Below are 19,127 nucleotides of genomic sequence, written 5' to 3' on the forward strand. Positions count from 1 at the left end.
GGTCAGCCCGCCACCCGTCGCGTACCGCATACCACCGGCATACCTGATGGATCATCAGCTGTCGCCAGGTCTACCTCAGGAATTTAAGATCAGTACCTTCAAGGCTGTAGTCCACCCGCCGGAGAAAAAGGACCCTCCTCATGCATGATGCCCGCGCCCTTCTCGAAATGGGTGCCGAAGCGGTTCGTCGCCTCGCTCGCCGCGGATACTCGCTGGACCTGTCTGCGCTGGAGAGTCTCCAGTCGCGGCGCAACCAGAACATCCGCTCGGCTGACGAGCTGCGGGCAGAGTCCAAGCGGGTGGCAAGCGAGGTCCAGCAGACCGCGAAGCAGGGTGGGGACATCTCCAAGCTCAAGGAGCGAGCCCGCGAGATCAAGGAACAGATTCGCGAGATCGAGGCCGATCAGGAAAAGGTGCAGGAGGAGCTCCGCACACTCCTCCTCACCATCCCGAACCTCCCCGACGACAAGTCGCCCGACGGCGACTCCGAGGAGTTCGCTGTCGAGGTCCGTCGAGTCGGGACACCGTCGTCGTTCTCGTTCACTCCGAAGGACCATGTCGATCTCGGTGAGGCCACCGGCATCCTTGACTTCGTCCGGGCCACGAAGCTGTCGGGCCCTCGCTTCGCCGTCGCGCGAGGAGCTGGTGCCGCCCTGGAGCGGGCGCTGGCCACGCTCTTCCTCGACCTTCACACGCGTCGGCACGACTACGTCGAGCACTCGGTGCCGTTCCTGGTCACGCGTAAGACGATGACCGGCACGGGGCAGTTGCCGAAGTTCGAGGAGGACCTGTTCAAGACCGGCGTCGCGGACCGCGAGCTGTTCCTGATCCCGACGGCCGAGGTCCCGCTGACCAACCTCTATGCCGACGAGATCATTCCGCCTGCGGAGCTGCCGCTCGCGCTCACCGCGCAGACTCCGTGCTTCCGCTCGGAGGCCGGCTCGTACGGCCGCGACACCCGGGGCCTGATCCGCCAGCACCAGTTCACCAAGGTGGAGATGGTGCGGATCTGCGACACCGAGGAGGCCGACGCCGAACTGGAGAAGATGCTCGGCCACGCCGAAGCCTGCCTGAAGGAGCTGGGCCTCGCCTATCGCGTGGTCACCCTCGCCGCAGGTGACACGGGTTTCTCCGCCCAGCTCACCTACGACCTGGAGGTGTGGATCCCAAGCCAGAACACCTACCGCGAGATTTCGTCGGTCTCGAACTTCGGCACCTTCCAGGCACGGCGCGCGAACATCCGCACTCGGGGCGCGGACGGAAAGCCCAAGCTCGTCGCCACGCTCAACGGCTCGGGTCTCCCGGTCGGCCGCACCTTGGCCGCGCTGCTCGAACAGGGCCAGCAAGAGGACGGCTCGATCGTCCTGCCTGAACCACTCGTCCCGTACCTCGGCTTCCGCCGTATCTCGGCGGACGGAACACCGGAGTCATAATGCTCGTCGGCGTCTGCGACTTTCCCGGTAGCTACGCTTTCCCCCCTGCCGGATACGGCGGGATCGAACGATGGCTGTGGGCGGTCGCAGTAGGCGCCCGAGCCGCAGGCGCCGACGTACACCTCCTGGGTCCGGGATGGCTCCCGGATCTGGAACCCGATTGGGTCCGCAAGCCGGTCCGTCTCGAAGACGTCATCGAGGGCTCGCTGGCCGAGCGTGAACTCAAAGCCTCCGGCTACGACCTCCTGGTCGTCGGTCACGAGTACCCCTCCCTGCCCGCCTGGGTACGAACCTGGAACCAACTGGACTGCGACGTAGCAACTTTCCAGCACTCTCCGGTGTTCCAGCACACTGACACCGCATTCGACGGCAAACGGTCACGGCTCTACTGCTACTCCCCCGAGATGATCGAGCGGTACACAGCCCACCAGCCCATTCCGGAACTGGCTGTTCACCTCGGCCTCAACGAGAAAGAGCGCCTGGCTATCCAGGGGCGAGACCTGGTGTGGCTCGGCCGCATAGACGAGGAGAAGGCTCCTCACCTCGCGGTACGAGCGGCTCAGCTCCTCGGCCGCCGCATTCGCATCGTCGGTCCCGTCTTCAGCGAGGACTACGTACGGAGCCACGAAGAGCTCTTCGCCGCGGGCAACGTGGAGTGGGGCGGTGAACTCGGCGGCCCGGCCAAGACGGCTGTCATCCGGGACGCCTCAGTGTTCGTCTACACCTACGCGCGGACCTACGTGGAGGCCGGTGCCGCTGTCTTTGGTGAATCCGTACGGGCGGGAACGCCCATGGCTGCGCTGACCTGGCGTGATGGAACCTGCGCCCAAGCTGCGCTCTGCGACCGGACGGGCGTGACGGCCGTCGTGCCGCCCGAGGCAGACGACGAGACCGCAGCGCGGGCCCTCGCGGAAGCGATCGAGCGAGCCGCCGACCTCGATCACACCGAAGTTCAAGCCATCGGCCAGCATCGCTTCGCCCCAACGCGGCACTTCGAAGCCATGGCGGCCCTCTCATGCTGACCGGATCGCCCGCGCTTCAGGCAAAGACCGCGCTCCGCGAAGTACTCGGGCCTAGCTGGGAGTTCACGATCGAGGGCATGAATCTGGAGATCCGTCACCGTCACCGGGGTTCGCCCTACGCGCCGCCGCGCCGACCGCCCTCGTGGGCAGAGCTCCTGAGGACGTTGGAGGACGCTTTTGCCGCTCGCGGTGTTCCTCGCGACGCGTGCATTCCGCTTCGTTGGGGGCGCGAAACCGAGCTGGCCATCTCAGCGGTTCAGGCTCTCGATCCGCTCCTCAAGGACGGTCGCCCGGTGACCTACCGCAGCGGGTTCCTGCCCCAACCGGTGGTCCGATTCACTGGCGAGCGGGGTCGGAACGGGGAGCTCCTCGACGGTTACCTGACGTCCTTCGTCAACGTGTCGCGTGTCCAGCAAATCCAAAGTATCGACGAGTACGCCACCGTCGTAGATGACTGGCTCTACGTACTTTCCCAACTCGGCTTTCACGCCCGGCACATAAGCCTCCACGGCCAGCTCAAGGTCTGGCACCGCCGACAGGTCGCCGGAGTGACCCTCATGTTTCGCCACTTGGATCTCACGCTCGGCGACATCGTTTTGCTATGGAACATTGAGAACCCTCAGCGCATGGCCGTCGACCTCGGCACGGGCCTTGAGCGCTTGGCCTGGGCCCGGACGCTTCGACGCTGGGATGAACTGATCTTCGGTCCTCTCGCCGGAGCCGCGCCTGTCCCTGCCCTGGATGCGCTCCGCACGGCGACCCTTCTGCTCGGCAACGGCATCATGCCTGCCGCACGCGGTGCGGGTGGGGTGACACGGAGAGTCCTGGGCGTGCTTGCGCCTGAGTCGGCGCGACTGGGAGTAAGCGCCGCGGTCCGCTCCTCGCATCAGTATTGGACGGCGATTGCGGCACTGCCAGTCCCTTGGCCTGCTATTGCCTCGTGCATCGAACAGGAAGTCAACCGCTGACGAGGCCTTTGCCCGTGTCGTGGGACAGCCACGACCGGGTTACGGAGTAAGCCGGTTCGGCCCGCGGAACAGGAAGGTGGCCTCGCGAATCGAGTCCAGGCCGAGCATGACCATCAGAACTCGGCCGAGGCCCATGCCGAGGCCCCCGTGCGGCGGGCACCCGTACCGGAACGCGTTCAGGTAGTCCTGCATCGGCTCGGTGCTCATGCCCTTCTCGGCGGCCTGCTTCAGCAGCACGTCGTACCGGTGCTCGCGCTGCGCGCCGGTGGTGACCTCCAGGCCCCTCCACAGCAGGTCGAAGCTCAAGGTCACGCTCGGGTCGTCGGCAGGCCGCATGTGGTAGAAGGGCCGGATGCCGACCGGGTAGTGCGTGATGAACACGAACTCATGCCCGGTGGCCTCCTTGATGTGGGCCGAGATACCCCGCTCACCCTCCGGGTCCAGGTCCTCCTTTACCCCTGCGGGGTCCCAGCCGCCCTTGCGCAGGATCTCCTGCGCCTCGGCCATGGTGATGCGGGGAAAGGGCGTAGTCGGCACGGCGACCTCGACGCCGAAGTGCTCGGCGATCGCCTCACCGTGCGCGTCGGCGACCTTGGCGATCGCGTGGGCGAGCATCTGCTCCTCGAACGCCATCACGTCCTCGACCCCGTCGATCCAGGCCAACTCCACATCGACGCCGGTGAACTCGGTGGCGTGCCGGGAGGTGAACGACGGCTCGGCGCGGAAGACCGGCCCGATCTCGAAGACCTTGTCGACGCCGGCCGCGATCGCCATCTGCTTGAAGAACTGCGGCGACTGCGCCAGGTAGGCACTGCGGCCGAAGTAGCCGAGCTTGAAGACCTCCGCGCCGGACTCCGAGGCAGTGCCCATGAGCTTGGGGATGTGCATCTCGGTGGCGCCCTGCGCGTAGGCGTACTCGCGCATGGCCTGCTCCAGGGTGCTCTGCGCGGTGAGCATCAGCTGGGTGGCGGGACGGCGGCGCACGTCCAGGAAGCGCCAGTCCAGCCTCTGCTCCAGGCCGGTGTGGTCGTCGATCGGCAGCGGCGTGACGTGAACCGCTCCGGGATCTTCGGAGGCTCGGGGCACACCCGAGCCTCCATCAGGCCCGGTGCGGTTCACCCCCGTCACAGCAGCCGCCGGATGTCACCGCGGACCCGGTAGAAGCCACCGCCCGCCGTGTGCAGGGCGTCCACGACGTAGCGCGCCCGAGACCTTGACGCGTGCCGCCTGGCCGTCCGACCCCGAGGCCTGGGAGACCCGCAGTGGCCCGCCGTCGCCTGCCAGCCGCGTCACGACGCCGGACAGCTCCTCGTATGACAAGGTCAGGGTGCCGGTGGCGAGATTCGCTTCGGCGCTGCGCGCAGTCAGCGATGTCACCTTCACGTCGTGGAGGTCGAGCCGGAGACGGTCGATGTGCAGATAGCTACCCTGCGTATTGGTCGTGGTGTCGATTTAAAGTTCTCCCCTCTCCTTCGCAAGCTCAGGAAGGGGATTCCTGTCTACCTTGCGGCGACAGGCTTGACGGTTTTACCCGCCCTGCGACCGCGCCTTCCGGCGGCCGGGACCTCCACGATGACGTGGCCGATCCGGTACAGGTGCAAGATGTTCCTCGCTGCGTTCCAGTCGGCGTTCGCCGTCCAGCCGCAGTCGGGGTTCTTGCATGCGAACAGTTCCTGGCTCTCTCGGCTGCCGGGGGTGGTGAAGCCGCAGGCTGAGCATCGCTGGGAGGTGTGGGGGGCGGGGACCTCGACGAGTCGGCCGCCGTAGCGGGCGGTCTTGTACGTCAGCATCGTCACGGTCCGCCCCCACGCTTCCTGGGCGATGGAGCGGTTGAGTCCGGCCTTCGCCTTGGCCCCGTTGCGCAGGAACGCACCCTCGTTGTGGGGGTCGGGCTTGGGTGCCGGGCTCTTGGTCATGCCGAGGATGTTGAGCTGTTCGACCACCAGCACGCCGTACGTGCGGGCGAGATACGTGGTCGTCTGGTGCTGCCAGTCCAGGGCTCGTCGCGTGGCTTTTGCTCGGAGCTGCTTGATCTGGTCGTAGGTGTGCTGCAACCGCTTGGAGGTCTTCTCTCCGCGTTTGCGGAACGTCTTGCGGTGCGCGGCCTGCCGCTCCAGGCGGAGGAGCTTGGCCTTCTCCCTCGGAGTCAGCCACTTGTCGCGGTCGGAGTCACCGTTCGGTAGGCGCGACGGGCGCCCGTGGTCCTGGTGGTCCTTGTTGGACAGGGCGAGGGGGATGTTCACTCCGGCGTCGATGCCGACCTCCGGCCCCTGGTGGGGCTCGGCGGCGCGTTCGAGGGTCTGGACACGAAAGGCGATGTGCCAGCCCCACGCGTCCTTGACCAACCGGGCACCGGTGATCCGGTTCTCCTTGTTCGCACGCTTTCCGACCGGGAGATCCTTGGTCCAGCGGAAGCGGACCCGGCCCACCTTGGGAATGTTGACCATGCCCCACCGGCGGTGGACGCGAACGATGTTCAGGTCCCGGCCCTGCGGGATGTCCACGGACATCGGCGAGCGGAAGCGGCCCTTGTAGGTGGGCTCCTCTGCCCTGCCTTCCCAGCAGTTCACCCAGGCGCGCAGGTACGTCTTCAACACGGCTTGCGCGGCCTGAGCGGGGAGGACGGCGAGGTAATCGAGGTCCTTGCGGGCCTGCCGGATCGCCGCATCTGCGAGAGACAACTTCGTGTCGCTCTTCGACGCCATCTGCCACCAGGAGTGCAGGCAATTCCACATGGTGCGGGCCGCATGCGCCTGGTCATCGATGAGCCGGATCTCGGCAGGGCTCAGCGCCAGTCGGGCACGGTGCCCGAACTGCCGCTTCATCAGACCGAGTTCACTCATGACGATCACCATACTACAGTTGGCTTATGTCACCACGCTGGAATCCCAACCCCGACGTACGCACCGGCCGTCACGTCGTCTACAACCTGCACGTGCACTTGGTGTTCGTCACCAAGTACCGGCGCAAAGCCATGACGGACGCCATGCTGACGCGCTGCGAAGAGATCATGCGGGAGGTGTGCACGGACTTCGAAGCCGACCTCAAGCAGTTCAACGGCGAAGAGGATCACGTACACCTGCTCGTGCACTACCCGCCGAAAGTCCAGCTCTCCAAGCTGGTCAACTCCCTCAAGGGCGTCTCCGCCCGCCTGCTCCGCAAGGAGTACGACGCGCACGTGCGCCGGTACCTGTGGGGCGGACACTTCTGGTCCGGCTCCTACTTCGCCGGAAGCTGCGGCGGGGCGCCCCTGACCGTCGTACAGCAGTACATCGAGCGGCAGAAACGCCCCGTGGGCTGAGCCGAACAGTGCAGACCCGTGCTTCGGTGCGGATCACACCTATTTTGAGATGGCCTTCACCCCCGGCGTAAACGCCGGAGCACTGGCCAAGATCAAAGGTAGGACATTCCCGCGGTCAGCGTGACGTGACTGAAGTCGCGAGCAGCCGCCTGTGTCAGGAACGGGAAGCCCTCGATCGCGACGCCCAGATACCCGTCGGTGGTGTTCGCGTAGCCGTACTTCTCCTTCGCGAGCTGCGCGGCCTCCGTGTCCGCATAATGCACGGCTATCCGGTCGGCAGCCGTGAAAAGCACGGCGAGCACCACCACCGTGATCGTCAGGACCTTCACCCATCGACGTCTCACGCCGATCCCTCCACACTGTTCAGATGTTCGAGCGACGGTAACGCGATCATGTATTGCGTGATGCGCGTGTGGAGGGCTCCTTTGCGAAGGCATTGCCGCCACACGCCGAGCGCCGAGGCTTCCGCTGAGCTGAGTGACACTCCCGATTGGGGCCCCGTGGGGACCGCTGCTCAGGCCCGTTCGCCCCACGAAGAGGAGTTGGCCTCGAACGCCTCGTACATGTAGATGATCGCCTCACGGCAGATCGAAGTCGCGGACCTGGCGGAAGTACTGCACGGCGCCGAGCTTGCCGTCCTCGGAAGCATGATCAGCGCTGGCTGTTCGCGTCACTCCACAGGAGCGACCGCACGTCAACAGGGGTAATGTCGAGGAGGGCCCCTGCTCGGGGGCGTCGCGGACGCGGAGTACCTCATCACCGCGGCCGGACCGAGCCCAGGTTCGGCCCTCGCCCTGCTGACGGACGGCTTGGTCGAGTCCGCGAGCCCTGCACCTGGAGGAGGGCAAGCGCAGCATGTGCGTCCTCTCGCCGCCGCGGCTCCGTCCGACGCCGAGCGCCTTGCCGGCGCGCTGCTCAGCGACCGCAGGCGGCGCGAGGGCGTCGTGGCGCTGCTGCTCCTGCGGTATGACGGGCTGGAGTTCCGCCCCATACGGTCCGGCTGGACGGTATGGCGGCTGTCCGACGCCGTCATGCACGCCCACCGCTTCACCGCACGCACGCTGCGCTCCTGGGAGGCGACGGGCGGCCGAGGCCTGTTCCTCGTCGCAGCGATGTCGGCGGCCTGGGGAACGGTGCCGGTCAGCGGCAGCAAGCAGGTGTGGAGCGAGATCGTCCTGCCGCCGCACGAGCCCCCGCCGGCTGATACCGAACCGGCCTGCGGGACCACTCGGCCTGCACCCGCCTGAGGACGTCGGCGGGGCCGTCTCCCTGTGCGGGACAAGGAGGTCTCTTCGATGAAGACCTGTCTGCGGGACGCTGCCGTCGCCGTCGCGGCGGTATCGGCGGCCGTCGCTCTCGCCGCCTGCGGGGATGGCGGCGGCGAGGCGGAGGGCGGCCTGGAGATCGGCCTGCTGCTGCCGTCGAGCCAGACCAGCCGCTACGAGGAGTGGGACAGGCCCTTGATCGAGCGGCGGATCAAGGAGCTGTGCGGCGACTGCACGGTGGTGTACGCCAACGCCCAGCTTGACGTGGCCCGTCAGCAGCAGCAGATGAACTCCGTGATCAACAGGGGGGTCGAGGTCCTGATCCTCGACCCCGTCAACGCCTCGTCGCTCCGCTCCTTGGTGGATATGGCGGACCAGGCGGGTATCCCGGTGGTCTCCTATGACCGCCTCGCCGAAGGCCCGATCTCGGGATACGTCTCCTTCGACAACGAACAGGTCGGCAGGCTCCAGGGCAAGGCCCTGCTCGAGGCCATGGGGAAGAAGGCGAACGGAGGCCAGATCGTCATGCTGAACGGCGCCCCGACCGACCCGAACTCGGCCGCCTTCAAGAGGGGCGCGCTCTCCGTCCTCAAGGGCAAGGTGAAGATCGGCAAGTCGTACGACGCCCCCGGCTGGCGGCCGGTGGAGGCCCACCGCAGCATGTCCGCCGCCATCACCGCCCTGGGCGCCGACAACATCGACGGCGTCTACGCCGCCGGCGACAACCTCGCGACTGGCGCCATCTCCGCCCTCAAGGCCGCCAAGAACGAGCCGCTGCCCCCGGTCACCGGCCAGAACGCCGACCTCGCGGCCGTGCAGCGCATCGTCACGGGTGAGCAGTACATGAGCGTCTACAAGCCCTTCAAGCCCGAGACCGATGCCGCCGCCGCCATGGCCGTCGCCCTGGGCCGCGGCGAAAAGCTCGGCGACCTCGCCACGGCCACGGTCAGCAATGACACCACCAAGGACGTCCCAGCCGTTCTGCTCACGCCGATCTCCCTGACCGTCGACAACATCCAGGACACCGTCGTCAAGGATGGCCTGTACACGATCGATCAGATCTGCACCCCTAAGTTCAGGTCTGCCTGCGACAAGGCCGGACTGACCGGATGAGGGCGGGCCTCACCGGGGTGTGTGCTGTTGCTGGTGCGAGACGGCACCGGCGGTCCCTGCCACCACAGTGGACGTTGAGCGGGCAGCGCGTCCACTATCGGCTGCCAGGCCAGCGCCTCATGCAGCGGCACCGGTTGGTCCAGCGCGACCAAGCCGGCCTGGTGCAGCGCCCGGCCTTGCGGACGGCAGGTCTGCATGACGTGGATGCGCGCGTACGGCGCCGAGGGGAAACAGCTCGCGGCACGGGCAGGGTCAGGCCCGGGCGAGGAACAGACGCTTCCTCAGCCGCGGGTGCCGAAGTGGCCGCCGGTCTTCTGGCCGTCCTCCGTGCCGGCGGCGGCGACGCAGCGGAAGACGCGGAGTCCGTTGTCCCATTCCGTCGTGCTCGGGGGAATCACGGTGATCTGCCATTCGTCGGCGATGTCCGCTCCTTGTGGGGACCTGGACTCGGCCATGGTCTGCTGTGAGCACAGTGCCCGGACATCGGGGTGCTTGATGAGATCCCGTGCGTTGTTCGTCATGCCGTCCTCGGGCAGCGGGGCGATGGCGAAGGTCTCCCACACGTGTTTCACCTGGCAGTCCGCGCGGCTGACGGTGACGATCCCCGATACGTCGAGGATGCCGCTCCAGCACTCGGTGGTGGTCACGCACCGGCCGCCCACGCCCTCTACGGCCGCGGCGGGGCAGTTCTCGGTGGTGGTCGACACCCCGCCGAAGCCGGGGGAGGAGGGCGGCGGGCTGCTGACTTCGGCTGTTTCTGACGATGAGGGAGCGGCGTTCGAGGAGGAATCCGCGTCTTTGCTCGACTGCCCGGTCTGGGAGACCACCACGGTGATCGACACGGTGACCGAGACGGCCACCGCCGCCAGCACGGCGATCAGGCGGGGGCGCCACCGCTTGCTGTCGCGGTCGTCCGCTCCCGTGTTCGTCCCTCCTGTCCCTCCCGCCTCGCTCGGGTACCCCGGAGCCACGTCCTGTATGGGCGGCGGAGGGGGAGCCGTGTGTGACGGCGGAGGGGCGTCCTGGTGCTCCCAGTGAGCAGGGCCGGGGGTGGTGGTCATGCCGGGGGCCGGTCCGAAGACGCCGAGGTCGACGGTGTCGAGGTCGACGGCGGCGAGGCCGTCCCGCAGCGCGCCGGCGTCGGACAGCCGGTGCGCGGGGTCGGCGGCCAGGGCGTGTCTGAGCACCTCGTTGAGGGCTGGGGGTACGGCGGGCAGGACGGGATAGGGCCAGGTGTGCCGTACGACGAGTTCGGCGAGACTGAGCTGGCTTCCGTCCTCCGGGAAATGGGGCGGGCGTCCCAGCAGCAGGGCGTACACGGTCGCGGCGAGCGAGTACACGTCTCCGGCCGGGGACGGTTCGGCCATGCGGAACGCCTCGGGCGGCGCGTACGCGGGAGTCAGCGCCTCCCTGGTCACGGAGAGTTCCTGATCCGGCCGTGGCATGGCTGCGAGCCCGAAGTCGGTCAGGGCCACGGCGCCGTACCGGTCGATCATGATGTTGCCCGGCTTGATGTCGCGGTGCAGCACCCCGGTGGCGTGCGCGGCCGCCACCGCGTCGGCGATGCCCACACCGATGTCGCGGGCCTCTCTCACCGGCAACGGCCCGTCCCGGTGCAGCCGTTCGCCCAACGAACCGCCAGGACACAGCTCCAGCACCATGTACGGGCGGTTGTCGCCGAGTACCCCGGCGTCGTACACGGCGACCACATGCGGATGCCCGGACAGCCGCCCGGCCGCGGTGACTTCGCGCATGAACCGCTGCCGGTCGCGGTGCGTGGACAGCACCCTGCTGTCCACCTTGAGCGCGACCTCCCGGTCCACCGCCAGCTGACGCGCCCGGTACACCGTGGCGAACCCGCCCTGCCCCAGGGCTTCCTGGACGTCGTAACCGGGCAGCTCGAAGTGTCCGGAGCGCATAGTGCCGTATCCCCCAGCGCGAATCCCCTGGGCCGGAACGCCTGGCCCAATGCGGGTGACGACTGTAGCTCAGCGGCTACGGGGCGCGAGAACGCGGATGCTTCAGTGCCCGGCACCCCCGCCTGGCCACCGGGCCCGGTCCGGCATCGTCCGACGGTGGACGTCGAGGGCTGCCGGACCTTCCGGGACACCAGGTTCGCCGGGAGCCTCGGTCACACCTACATGGGGCTCGGTGTGCCTGCCCAGCTGCCCTTCCGGACGTTCTCCCTGCCCGGTCGGATCGTCCTGGACGTGGCTCACGCCTGGTGAGGGCCGGGGCGCGGGAGGTCGGATCACGACAGTTGGTTGCGCGAGAGGCCTCCCGTTCGGTTGTGCGAGAGGCCTCCCGTTCCGGTCGCCGCGGACGCCATCCGCAGCAACCCTGCACCCGCTCACCCGACCTCACCCGACCCCGCCCGATCCCACCCGACACACCGGCGTCGGCGTCGGCGTCGCGATCGCCGCATGCAGACCTTCCGGCTCGGCCGGTGGTGAGGCCGGTTGCCGTCGGCCCCACGACCAAGCACGTCACCAGGTGCTGGTGCTCCTCGTTACGCGAACATGCCGGGCTCGTAGTCGCCGGCGGGCTGCTGGACGATGACGTTCATGCGGTTGTAGGTGTTGATGACGGCGATGAGGGACACCAGGGCGGCGAGCTGGTCCTCGTCGTAGTGCTTGGCGGCGTTCGCCCAGGCCTCGTCGGTGACGCCGCCGGCGGCGTCGGCGATGCGGGTGCCCTGTTCGGTCAGTTCGAGGGCGGCGCGCTCGGCTTCGGTGAAGACCTTGGCCTCCCGCCAGGCCGCGACCAGGTTGAGGCGTAGCGAGGTCTCCCCGGCGTGCGCGGCGTCCTTGGTGTGCATGTCGGTGCAGAAGCCGCAGCCGTTGATCTGGCTGGCGCGGATCTTCACGAGTTCCTGTGTCGCGGCCGGCAGCGTCGAGTCGGTGATGATCTTGCCCGCCGAGTTGATGTGCTTCAGGACCCTGGTTCCGACGGAGTTGCCGAAGAGGTTCAAACGGGCGTCCATGGTGGCCTCCTTGCCGTGCCTACGGTTACACAGTTCCGACGGTCCGGCCTGGCGGGGTGTGACAGCGGGCCGGGCCACGCGGCTGTGACGTGCGTCTCACCTGCGGTCGCCTCGTATCCCGTCGGCAGCGCTGCCGGCCGGAAAACTGCCGGACACCGCACAAGCGTCCGCGGTCCGGTGGGAGGCAGAATTCCGCGCATGGCCGATATCCGGGAAGTGACCTTCCGTCCCATCTGGAATCGCGGGCTGTGGGTCCTCGTCGGACTCGGGGCCGCCGGGGCGAGCGTGGCCGCGGTGCGCATGGCGTACTGGGGCGAGTTCGTGGACGTGTGGGTGGGCGTGGGCCTGCTTCTCGCGCTGATGGGCATCGCGTGCCTCTACGCGGGCACCGCCGAGGTGAGCGCCGACGCGTACGGCCTGCGCTCCCGGACGCTGCTGCGCCGCCGGAGCGTGCCGTGGCGCGACGTCGCCGACCTGCGCGTATACCTGCAGTACGGGCGACACCACGAGGTGTACCGCCGCGTCAGCCTGGTGCGGCGCAACGGACGCGAGCGGCGCCTGCCCCTGCCGTGGAGCTCCTCCGACGACGATCCGGACTTCGACGCGAAGCTGGACGTGCTCCGCGCGATGCACCGCCGTTACGGAGCCCCGGAGTCGAGGCACGTGCCGACTGCCCCCGTCCCCGTCATCTCGAACCGCACCGCGGGGCGCGGCCGGGCCGGGTCGCTGGCCCTGTGCGTGCTGCTGCTCGTGGGCGCGGGCGGGGTCGCGTGGAGTGTACTGGCCGTCGCGTCGCACGAGCGGGCCTGGAAGTCAGCCACCCCGTGCACCGCCGGGACGCCCGCCGCGGAGCGCCGCGAGTGTCTGACCACCCTGCCGGCGGTGATCGCGCGGACCGAGGTCAACGGGACCAAGGTGAGCAGTTGGCTGTACTTCGCCGACAGCCGGCCGCTGGAGCGGGTCGGGGTCTCGCGCGAGGACGCCCAGGTGTTCCGGCCCGGCGACAGCGTCGAGCTGACCGTGTGGCGCGGCACGGTGATGGAGGTCGCCGGAGAGCGTCACGTGTGGCACGAGCACGTCTCCACTCCCGGGAGCCAGGCTGTCCTCGCGGCCGTGCTCGGGCTCGCCGCGGGCTACCCCGGCGCCCGGGTGCTGATTCACCTGCGGGGGCGCCGACGGCCCGACGACGAGGTCCTCCCGTCAGCCCTGCCGTTCGTGGGCACGCTCGCCGGTACGGCCCTGTGGCTGCTGCCACTCTGCTACCTCCACCCCACGACCCTGTTCGACTCTCCCGTGACGATCACCTGGGCGACAGTGGGCTCGTCGGCCTCGCTGGGCATGTTGGCCTGGGCCTGGCGCGACACCCGCATCCGTACGCCCGGAGAGGCCGCGGCGACCGAGGAGTCCAAGGGGTCCGACGCGACCGAGGGGTTCGATGGGTCCGATGAGTCCGAAAGGTTCGCCGAGAAGGAGCAGGAGGTGTTTCTGGCCGCCCGCTTCCTGGACCACACCGACTACAACCCGTACGGCTTCGGCACCCACGTCGTTCTCGGGGGCGGTCCGCCCGCGGTGACGCCCCACCCCGGCCCGGGCCGGTTCGCGGCGAAACGGATGCCGGTGGAGCGGCTCGCCGTCAAGGCCGTGCGGCGTGTCCGGGGCAGCGACGGCGAGAACGTCTCCAGCGCGTGGCACATCGCCGAACTCGACGACGCGGGCGAGACGGTCCGCCTCGCAGCCGCCCCGGACGACCTGGCGCGCATCATCCGGGAGCTGGCCCGGCAGTCGGCCTGACGTGGGGCAGGGTGCATGCGGGTCAGAGTGCGCTCGTGTCCTCAGGGCCGATCGTCGATTCGTGGCACTCCGGTGAGGTGGGAGCCTCGCGCAGCCAGTCGTCGAGTACGGCGAAGTCCGCCTCCGTGAGGCCCACTTGGGAGTCGACGCGGTGGAGGAGTGCCTGCCCTCGGTGGTGCGTCGACACCCACGCTCGATCGAGGTCGGTGATCTCGTCGTCGACCCAGACGAACGGGCGCCCCGCGGCCACCGTGACGAGGGCCCGGATCTTCCAGTGGAGCACGCCCGTCTCGTCCTCCTCCGGCGCGTCCGGCAGGTCCGCCACCGGAAGCTCCGGCAGGCCGAGCAGTGGAGCGATGACCTCGTTGGCGTCGTCCATCCAGGCGGTGGCCCACATCAAGGCACAGGGCAACGCCAGCAGACGCGGACCATGGGTGGGGTCGAGCTTCGCCAGCTGGGGGTTCGACACGTGCTGCCGGCCGACCCATGCCTCGGGGGCTGACGGGAGACGTACTCCGCCGTAGGGCAGGAGTGTTCCGTCGACGTCCAGGAAGAGCAGCGGGCGCTCCGCGTGGTCGGTCATGGCCTCACGTTATCGGCCCAACAGTGTGAGCGGGACGGCCGTCGGGGGCCATACCCGCGACCGACGCCGACGCCGACGCCGATGCGCGGATCCGGGTGGGCAGATCCGGGTGGGCATGTCAGGCCTCGCTACCCTGCCTCCATGATTCGCGCGGTGGTCTTCGATGTCGGTGAGTGTCTGGTGGACGAGACCCGGGAGTTCGGGGCCTGGGCGGACTGGCTGGGCGTACCTCGGCACACGTTCTCCGCGATGTTCGGGCCGTCATCGCGCAGGGGCGGGACTTCCGGGAGACCTTTCAGGAGTTCCGGCCCGGGTTCGACTGGAACGAGGAGCGGGAGAAGCGGGTCGCCGCCGGGCAGGCGGAGAGCTATGGGGAGGAGGATCTGTACGAGGACGTCCGACCGGCCCTGGCCGCGCTGCGTGCCGGCGGGCTGTGGCTCGGGATCGCGGGCAACCAGACCGTGCGGTCGGGGCGGATTCTGCGGTCGTTGTTCTCCGAGGACGTCGATCTGATCGGTACGTCGGACGACTGGGGCGCGAGCAAGCCCGACCCGGAGTTCTTCAAGCGGGTCGCCGCCGCCGTGCCCTTCGAGCCCGGCGAGACCCTGTACGTCGGAGACCGGTGCGACAACGACATCCGGCCCGCCGGGGAGGCGGGGATGCGCACCGCGCTCGTACGGCGGGGGCCGTGGGCGTTGATCCAGTGGGACGGTCCCGAGGCCCGGGAGGTGCCTACCTTCCGTGTCGAGGGGCTGCTCGAACTTCCGGGGCTCATCGCCGAGTTCAACAGCTCACCGCACTGACGGCGCGCTCGGCGTGCTCAGCGACGCCGCGTGCGGTCCGTGCGTGTGCGTGCGGCGCGTGCGTGTGCGTGCGGCGCGTGCGTGTGCGTGCGGCGCGTGCGTGTGCGTGCGGCGTGTGCGTGTGCGTGTGTGCGTGCGTGTGCTGTTGACGTCGTGGCGCTCAGGGCCTCGTGGCGGAGAGGGCTTGTTCGGGCTGTGCACTGTTCTCCCCTCTTCGCCCTCTTCTCCCCTTCTCCTCCCTCTTCGCTGCGGCGCCGAGGCCGTCACGACCACCAGGGCACTACGCCCCGGAGCGCGCCTTGTGCCACAGGGCAGCCGCCTCCGCCGCCACTCCCGGTGCGGCGAGGAGCAGCGCCTCGTCGTACGCCGGGGCAGGTGGGAGTGCGACCGCTCCGGCCTCCGTGGCGATGAGGAGGGCAGGGAGGCCGTCGACCGGGTGGAACTCGCCGATGGCTGTGGCCGAGGCCCGGCCGGCGGCGACCTGGGCCAGGGAGAGGGCCGTTGAGCCCATGACGCGGACGGTGCAGTGGCGGGCGGACAGTGCCGAGAGGAAGTCGTCCATGCCGGGCCAGTGGGCGTGGGCCGCCCACTCGGTGAGGACCACGTGGCCGGTGAGGGTGGTGTGGTCGGCGGCGCGGATGGGGGTGCCGTTCAGGTGGGCGCCCCGGCCGGCGACCGCCGTGAACGTCTCGGAGCGCCAGGGGTCGGCCACTACACCCACCAAGGGTGTGCCGTCGGGGGCCGCCAGCCCCAGGGAGAACGAGCACCAGCCGATGCCGTGGGCGTAGTTCGTGGTGCCGTCGACCGGGTCGATGAGCCAGTGGGGCGCGCCGGGGGCGCCCTCGTGGACGCCGTACTCCTCGCCGTCGATGCCGTGGTGCGGGAACTCGCGGCGCAGGACCGAGCGGACGTACGCCTCGATCGTCTCGTCCGTGTCCGTGACGATGTCGGCGGGGCTCGCCTTCTCACGCACCGGGCCGCCTCCCCGGCCGGGGTCGCGGATCGTCTTCGACGCCCACTCGGCCAGGGTGATGGCCACGATCAGGGCCCGGTCGAGGTCGCGGTCATGGTCATGGTCATGGTCATGGCCGTTGGCGTCTTCGTCGTAGTGGTGGTGGTCGGGCATGGGTCCTTCGTCCTCAACTCCGGCCGGTGACGCGGGGATCGTCCGTCTCAGGGAAGGTCCTTGGGAAGGTTCTCAAGGAAGGTTCTCAACGAAGGGTCCTATCGCCGCGTGCAGGCTCTTCGGCTGGTCCAGGTGCACATCGTGGGACGCGTCCTGGATCGTGAGGCATTCCGTTTCGGGACGGTGGGATTTCATCTTCGCGAATTCCGTCGGCGGCATCGTCCCGGACTCACCCCGTACGACGAGTGCGGGACAGCGGACTCGCGACCAGACGTCCCAGTAGTCGTGGGTGGCCAGTTCCCGTACCGCCTCGATCATCCTGTCGCGGTCCAGGCGGGGGTGCCAGCCGTCCTCCCGTTCCTCCAGGCCTTGCGCCCAGGCCTCGTGCCCGAAGAACTCCCTTGCGGAGGCAGGGGAGTCGAAGGGAGTCGGCCAGGTGTCCAGCCAAGCCGAGATCTGCGACGGGAGGTCCGGGGTCGGGCCGCCGGGGCCCGCCTCGATCAGGACCAGCGCCCTTACGAGGCCGGGGTGGGCCGCCGCGGTGAGGAGCGCGGTGTGGCCGCCGAGGGACTGGCCGATCAGGGTTACGGGAGGCAGGGCGAGGGCCTCGATCAGGGTTACCGCATCCCCTACCGCCGCCCCTCGGCTCATGTCCCGTGGGCGGCGGGTGCTCGCGCCGTGGCCTCGGGCGTCGTACGTCACGACTCGGTGGCCGTCCGCCAGCAGCAGCGGCAGGAGGGGGTTCCACTCGCCCAGGTGGCCCGCCAGGCCGTGCAGGAGGAGGACGTCGCTGCCGGACGCGTGGGGTGGGGTGTGGGCGCGGTAGGCGAGGTGGGTGCCGTCCGCCGTGGTGACGTGGCCCGTGCTGGATGTCATCCGATCCCCGCCACCTGTGGTCGTCAGTACCTCGTTGATCTCGTACGTCCTCACGATAGGGCCCGCCGGGTCCGCGAGGCTCAGCAGCCGGCTTGCGTCAGTGACGGCTTGCGTCGTCAGTGACGGCTTGCGTCAGTGACGGCTTGCGGGCGAGCCGGGCGTCCGGGGCCGGCAACGGAGCGTTAGCCTCGGTTCGTCCGACCACATCGTCCGACATCCGACAGCAGCGGAGCCCTGGAGGCGGCGGCATGGCGAGGATTCCTACGGCGGCGGTGGCCGCGAGCGGGCTCATCGGCGGGTACGGCGTGGCCCGCTGGACCAGGAAGCGCCAGCTCGGCGGGGTCGTGCTGGCTGCCGCCGGGGCCGCTGCCGCGCAGCAGTGGCGGCGGGAGGCGGGCGGGGCTGCCGCCGGGGCCCTGAGCGCCGCGTACGTCGCCGCCTTCGCCGGGTCGCATCCGCTGGCCAAGAAGGTGGGCGCCTGGCCCGCCGTGTTCGGGGTCGCGGGCGCCGTCGCGCTGGCCTCCTGGGCGGTGGCCGACCGCAGGGGCTGAGCGCTCCGCTGGCTGTGTCGATACGCGGCTCCGCCGCGGGGGCGCGATGTGCCGTCGTTCGTCTGCGGCGCCGTCGTGGCTGGTCGCGCCCACGCGGCGGAGCCGCACAATGTCACAGCCCGCGCCCCTTCGGGGGCGCTGCCCAACCGCAGAGGACTTCGCCCCGCCTGCTCAGCGTGCCGCCGCCCTCTCTCCGCTTTCTCCTCCCTGGAACGCCCGCCGGTAGGCGTACGGGCTCGTCCCCACCACCCGTTTGAAGCGTTCCCGGAACGCCGTCGGGGAGCCGAACCCCGCCTGCAGCGCGATGCGTTCGACGGGGTACGAGGTGGTCTCCAGCAGGTGCTGGGCGCGGCTGATCCGGGCCCGGTGCAGCCACTGGAGCGGGGTCGTGCCGGTCTGTTCGCGGAAGCGGCGGTTGAGGGTGCGGGTGCTCATGCCCGCCTGCCCCGCGATGTCGTCCAGCGTCAGGTCGCGGTCCGCGTTCTCCTCCAGCCAGCGCAGCAGGGGCTCCATGGTGGCGCCGGCCGGGGCCGGGGGCTGGGTCTGGACGATGAACTGGGCCTGGCCGCCCTCCCGTTCGAGGGGCATGACGCACATGCGGGCGGCGTGCGCGGCGACCGCCGAGCCGTGGTCCTTGCGGATCATGTGCAGGCACATGTCCATCGCGGCCGCGGCGCCGGCCGAGGTGAGGAACTGGCCGTTGTCGACGTACAGCACGTTCGGGTCGACCGTCACCCCCGGGTACATCGCCGCCAGGTCGGGGGCCGCGATCCAGTGCGTGGTGGCGCGCTGCCCGTCCAGCAGGCCGGTCGCCGCGAAGATGAACGCGCCGACGCAGATCGAGGCGATCCGGGTACCGTTCGCCGCCGCCGCGCGCAGCGCCTCCGCGACGCCCGGCGGCAGCGGGACGGTCGGGTCTGCGGTCCCCGGCAGGATGATCGTGTCCGCCTCGGCCAGGGCCTCAAGACCGTACGGCGCCCGCACCGCGAACGGGCCCGCGCTCACCTCCTCCGCCACCGAGCAGACCTTGGTCCGGTAGGGCTCCCGGCCGTCCGGCAGCCGGGCCCAGCCGAAGGTGTCGATGGGGGCGGAGAGGTCGAAGGGGATGACCTGGTCGAGGGCGAGGACGGCCACGGTGTGCATGGCCAGAGGGTAGGGGTGCGACGGGTTCTCGCCAAGGCCCCATCAAGGGTGCCCAGCCGCGCCAACCCCATGGAGGCGGCCTGCGGGCAGCCTGCGGACACCCCACATACCACCCCTGGCGAGAATCCGTTGAGTACTGGCAGAGCCGCCACTTCTCCAAGATCCGTCC

General features: G+C 69.3%; 18 protein-coding genes and 2 pseudogenes. 10 read left to right on the forward strand and 10 right to left on the reverse strand.

What is annotated here, in order from left to right:
* Positions 1–140: 140 nt before the first annotated feature.
* From serS to ACWD3C_RS09180, 3 genes are all read left to right on the forward strand, one after another.
* Positions 141–1,433, forward strand: a complete 1,293-nt coding sequence (gene serS / locus ACWD3C_RS09170; protein WP_451141737.1) for a serine--tRNA ligase — start codon at positions 141–143, stop codon at positions 1,431–1,433.
* Positions 1,433–2,455 carry a glycosyltransferase gene (locus ACWD3C_RS09175; RefSeq protein WP_451141739.1) on the forward strand — a complete coding sequence of 341 codons (1,023 nt, stop codon included), beginning with the start codon at positions 1,433–1,435 and terminating at the stop codon, positions 2,453–2,455. The genes serS and ACWD3C_RS09175 overlap by 1 nt, the downstream gene beginning before the upstream one ends.
* Before the next feature lie 77 nt (positions 2,456–2,532).
* The gene (locus ACWD3C_RS09180) at positions 2,533–3,423 is read left to right on the forward strand and encodes a hypothetical protein (RefSeq protein ID WP_451141741.1); all 891 of its coding nucleotides are present in this window, start codon (positions 2,533–2,535) and stop codon (positions 3,421–3,423) included.
* A 39-nt stretch (positions 3,424–3,462) separates the two neighbouring features.
* Here ACWD3C_RS09180 and aspS read toward each other — a convergent pair whose 3' ends face one another.
* Positions 3,463–4,509 (reverse strand): aspartate--tRNA(Asn) ligase, encoded by a 1,047-nt coding sequence (gene aspS / locus ACWD3C_RS09185; protein WP_451141743.1) that lies wholly within the window; start codon positions 4,507–4,509, stop codon positions 3,463–3,465.
* A 413-nt stretch (positions 4,510–4,922) separates the two neighbouring features.
* Positions 4,923–6,266: an RNA-guided endonuclease InsQ/TnpB family protein gene (locus tag ACWD3C_RS09190; RefSeq protein ID WP_451141745.1), complete on the reverse strand. Its 1,344-nt coding sequence runs from the start codon at positions 6,264–6,266 to the stop codon at positions 4,923–4,925.
* A gap of 26 nt (positions 6,267–6,292) precedes the next feature.
* On the opposite strand from ACWD3C_RS09190, the gene tnpA reads away from it, so the two are divergent.
* On the forward strand, positions 6,293–6,724 hold the full coding sequence (gene tnpA, locus ACWD3C_RS09195; protein ID WP_389020981.1) for an IS200/IS605 family transposase: 432 nt from the start codon (positions 6,293–6,295) through the stop codon (positions 6,722–6,724).
* Between the two features lie 92 nt (positions 6,725–6,816).
* Here the strand turns inward: tnpA and ACWD3C_RS09200 are convergent, their stop codons facing one another.
* Positions 6,817–7,068 (reverse strand): LmeA family phospholipid-binding protein, encoded by a 252-nt coding sequence (locus ACWD3C_RS09200; RefSeq protein ID WP_451141748.1) that lies wholly within the window; start codon positions 7,066–7,068, stop codon positions 6,817–6,819.
* A gap of 513 nt (positions 7,069–7,581) precedes the next feature.
* Here ACWD3C_RS09200 and ACWD3C_RS09205 point away from each other — a divergent pair.
* Positions 7,582–7,971, forward strand: a complete 390-nt coding sequence (locus tag ACWD3C_RS09205; protein WP_451141750.1) for a hypothetical protein — start codon at positions 7,582–7,584, stop codon at positions 7,969–7,971.
* 48 nt (positions 7,972–8,019) lie between these two features.
* Positions 8,020–9,102: a substrate-binding domain-containing protein gene (locus ACWD3C_RS09210; RefSeq protein ID WP_451141752.1), complete on the forward strand. Its 1,083-nt coding sequence runs from the start codon at positions 8,020–8,022 to the stop codon at positions 9,100–9,102.
* 53 nt (positions 9,103–9,155) lie between these two features.
* On the opposite strand, the pseudogene ACWD3C_RS09215 reads toward ACWD3C_RS09210, so the two are convergent.
* Both ACWD3C_RS09215 and ACWD3C_RS09220 read right to left on the reverse strand, forming a co-directional pair.
* A pseudogene (locus tag ACWD3C_RS09215) lies at positions 9,156–9,266 on the reverse strand (esterase); the annotation flags it as partial.
* A gap of 117 nt (positions 9,267–9,383) precedes the next feature.
* Positions 9,384–11,021 carry a serine/threonine-protein kinase gene (locus ACWD3C_RS09220; protein WP_451141754.1) on the reverse strand — a complete coding sequence of 546 codons (1,638 nt, stop codon included), beginning with the start codon at positions 11,019–11,021 and terminating at the stop codon, positions 9,384–9,386.
* A gap of 105 nt (positions 11,022–11,126) precedes the next feature.
* On the opposite strand from ACWD3C_RS09220, the gene ACWD3C_RS09225 reads away from it, so the two are divergent.
* The gene (locus tag ACWD3C_RS09225; protein ID WP_451141756.1) at positions 11,127–11,330 is read left to right on the forward strand and encodes an AMIN-like domain-containing (lipo)protein; all 204 of its coding nucleotides are present in this window, start codon (positions 11,127–11,129) and stop codon (positions 11,328–11,330) included.
* 281 nt (positions 11,331–11,611) lie between these two features.
* Here the strand turns inward: ACWD3C_RS09225 and ACWD3C_RS09230 are convergent, their stop codons facing one another.
* Positions 11,612–12,085, reverse strand: a complete 474-nt coding sequence (locus ACWD3C_RS09230) for a carboxymuconolactone decarboxylase family protein (protein ID WP_451141758.1) — start codon at positions 12,083–12,085, stop codon at positions 11,612–11,614.
* A 198-nt stretch (positions 12,086–12,283) separates the two neighbouring features.
* On the opposite strand from ACWD3C_RS09230, the gene ACWD3C_RS09235 reads away from it, so the two are divergent.
* On the forward strand, positions 12,284–13,876 hold the full coding sequence (locus ACWD3C_RS09235) for a PH domain-containing protein (protein ID WP_451141760.1): 1,593 nt from the start codon (positions 12,284–12,286) through the stop codon (positions 13,874–13,876).
* A gap of 22 nt (positions 13,877–13,898) precedes the next feature.
* On the opposite strand, the gene ACWD3C_RS09240 is transcribed toward ACWD3C_RS09235, so the two are convergent.
* Positions 13,899–14,459, reverse strand: coding sequence for an HAD domain-containing protein (locus ACWD3C_RS09240; protein ID WP_451141762.1), 561 nt, complete (start codon positions 14,457–14,459; stop codon positions 13,899–13,901).
* Between the two features lie 141 nt (positions 14,460–14,600).
* Here ACWD3C_RS09240 and ACWD3C_RS09245 point away from each other — a divergent pair.
* Positions 14,601–15,262 (forward strand): annotated as a pseudogene (locus tag ACWD3C_RS09245) (HAD family hydrolase).
* Positions 15,263–15,542: 280 nt separating this feature from the next.
* On the opposite strand, the gene ACWD3C_RS09250 reads toward ACWD3C_RS09245, so the two are convergent.
* Positions 15,543–16,388: an inositol monophosphatase family protein gene (locus ACWD3C_RS09250; protein ID WP_451141764.1), complete on the reverse strand. Its 846-nt coding sequence runs from the start codon at positions 16,386–16,388 to the stop codon at positions 15,543–15,545.
* 72 nt (positions 16,389–16,460) lie between these two features.
* Positions 16,461–17,264 carry an alpha/beta fold hydrolase gene (locus tag ACWD3C_RS09255; protein ID WP_451141766.1) on the reverse strand — a complete coding sequence of 268 codons (804 nt, stop codon included), beginning with the start codon at positions 17,262–17,264 and terminating at the stop codon, positions 16,461–16,463.
* 248 nt (positions 17,265–17,512) lie between these two features.
* Here ACWD3C_RS09255 and ACWD3C_RS09260 point away from each other — a divergent pair, with 248 nt between their 5' ends.
* Positions 17,513–17,815, forward strand: coding sequence for a hypothetical protein (locus ACWD3C_RS09260; RefSeq protein ID WP_451141768.1), 303 nt, complete (start codon positions 17,513–17,515; stop codon positions 17,813–17,815).
* Between the two features lie 171 nt (positions 17,816–17,986).
* Here ACWD3C_RS09260 and ACWD3C_RS09265 read toward each other — a convergent pair whose 3' ends face one another.
* The gene (locus tag ACWD3C_RS09265) at positions 17,987–18,958 is read right to left on the reverse strand and encodes a GlxA family transcriptional regulator (RefSeq protein WP_451141770.1); all 972 of its coding nucleotides are present in this window, start codon (positions 18,956–18,958) and stop codon (positions 17,987–17,989) included.
* Between the last annotated feature and the right edge of the window lie 169 nt (positions 18,959–19,127).

It is taken from the genome of Streptomyces sp. NPDC002845, from assembly GCF_053591955.1.

What these genes read in the sequence shown, in the direction of transcription:
- serS (WP_451141737.1), top strand. Translation starts at nt 141, where the DNA reads ATGCATGATGCCCGCGCCCTTCTCGAAATGGGTGCCGAAGCGGTTCGT.
- ACWD3C_RS09240 (WP_451141762.1), bottom strand. Translation starts at nt 14,459, where the DNA reads ATGACCGACCACGCGGAGCGCCCGCTGCTCTTCCTGGACGTCGACGGA.
- ACWD3C_RS09220 (WP_451141754.1), bottom strand. Translation starts at nt 11,021, where the DNA reads ATGCGCTCCGGACACTTCGAGCTGCCCGGTTACGACGTCCAGGAAGCC.
- ACWD3C_RS09235 (WP_451141760.1), top strand. Translation starts at nt 12,284, where the DNA reads ATGGCCGATATCCGGGAAGTGACCTTCCGTCCCATCTGGAATCGCGGG.
- ACWD3C_RS09250 (WP_451141764.1), bottom strand. Translation starts at nt 16,388, where the DNA reads ATGCCCGACCACCACCACTACGACGAAGACGCCAACGGCCATGACCAT.
- tnpA (WP_389020981.1), top strand. Translation starts at nt 6,293, where the DNA reads ATGTCACCACGCTGGAATCCCAACCCCGACGTACGCACCGGCCGTCAC.
- ACWD3C_RS09265 (WP_451141770.1), bottom strand. Translation starts at nt 18,958, where the DNA reads ATGCACACCGTGGCCGTCCTCGCCCTCGACCAGGTCATCCCCTTCGAC.
- ACWD3C_RS09210 (WP_451141752.1), top strand. Translation starts at nt 8,020, where the DNA reads ATGAAGACCTGTCTGCGGGACGCTGCCGTCGCCGTCGCGGCGGTATCG.
- ACWD3C_RS09180 (WP_451141741.1), top strand. Translation starts at nt 2,533, where the DNA reads ATGAATCTGGAGATCCGTCACCGTCACCGGGGTTCGCCCTACGCGCCG.
- ACWD3C_RS09175 (WP_451141739.1), top strand. Translation starts at nt 1,433, where the DNA reads ATGCTCGTCGGCGTCTGCGACTTTCCCGGTAGCTACGCTTTCCCCCCT.
- ACWD3C_RS09230 (WP_451141758.1), bottom strand. Translation starts at nt 12,085, where the DNA reads ATGGACGCCCGTTTGAACCTCTTCGGCAACTCCGTCGGAACCAGGGTC.
- ACWD3C_RS09190 (WP_451141745.1), bottom strand. Translation starts at nt 6,266, where the DNA reads ATGAGTGAACTCGGTCTGATGAAGCGGCAGTTCGGGCACCGTGCCCGA.
- ACWD3C_RS09260 (WP_451141768.1), top strand. Translation starts at nt 17,513, where the DNA reads ATGGCGAGGATTCCTACGGCGGCGGTGGCCGCGAGCGGGCTCATCGGC.
- ACWD3C_RS09255 (WP_451141766.1), bottom strand. Translation starts at nt 17,264, where the DNA reads ATGACATCCAGCACGGGCCACGTCACCACGGCGGACGGCACCCACCTC.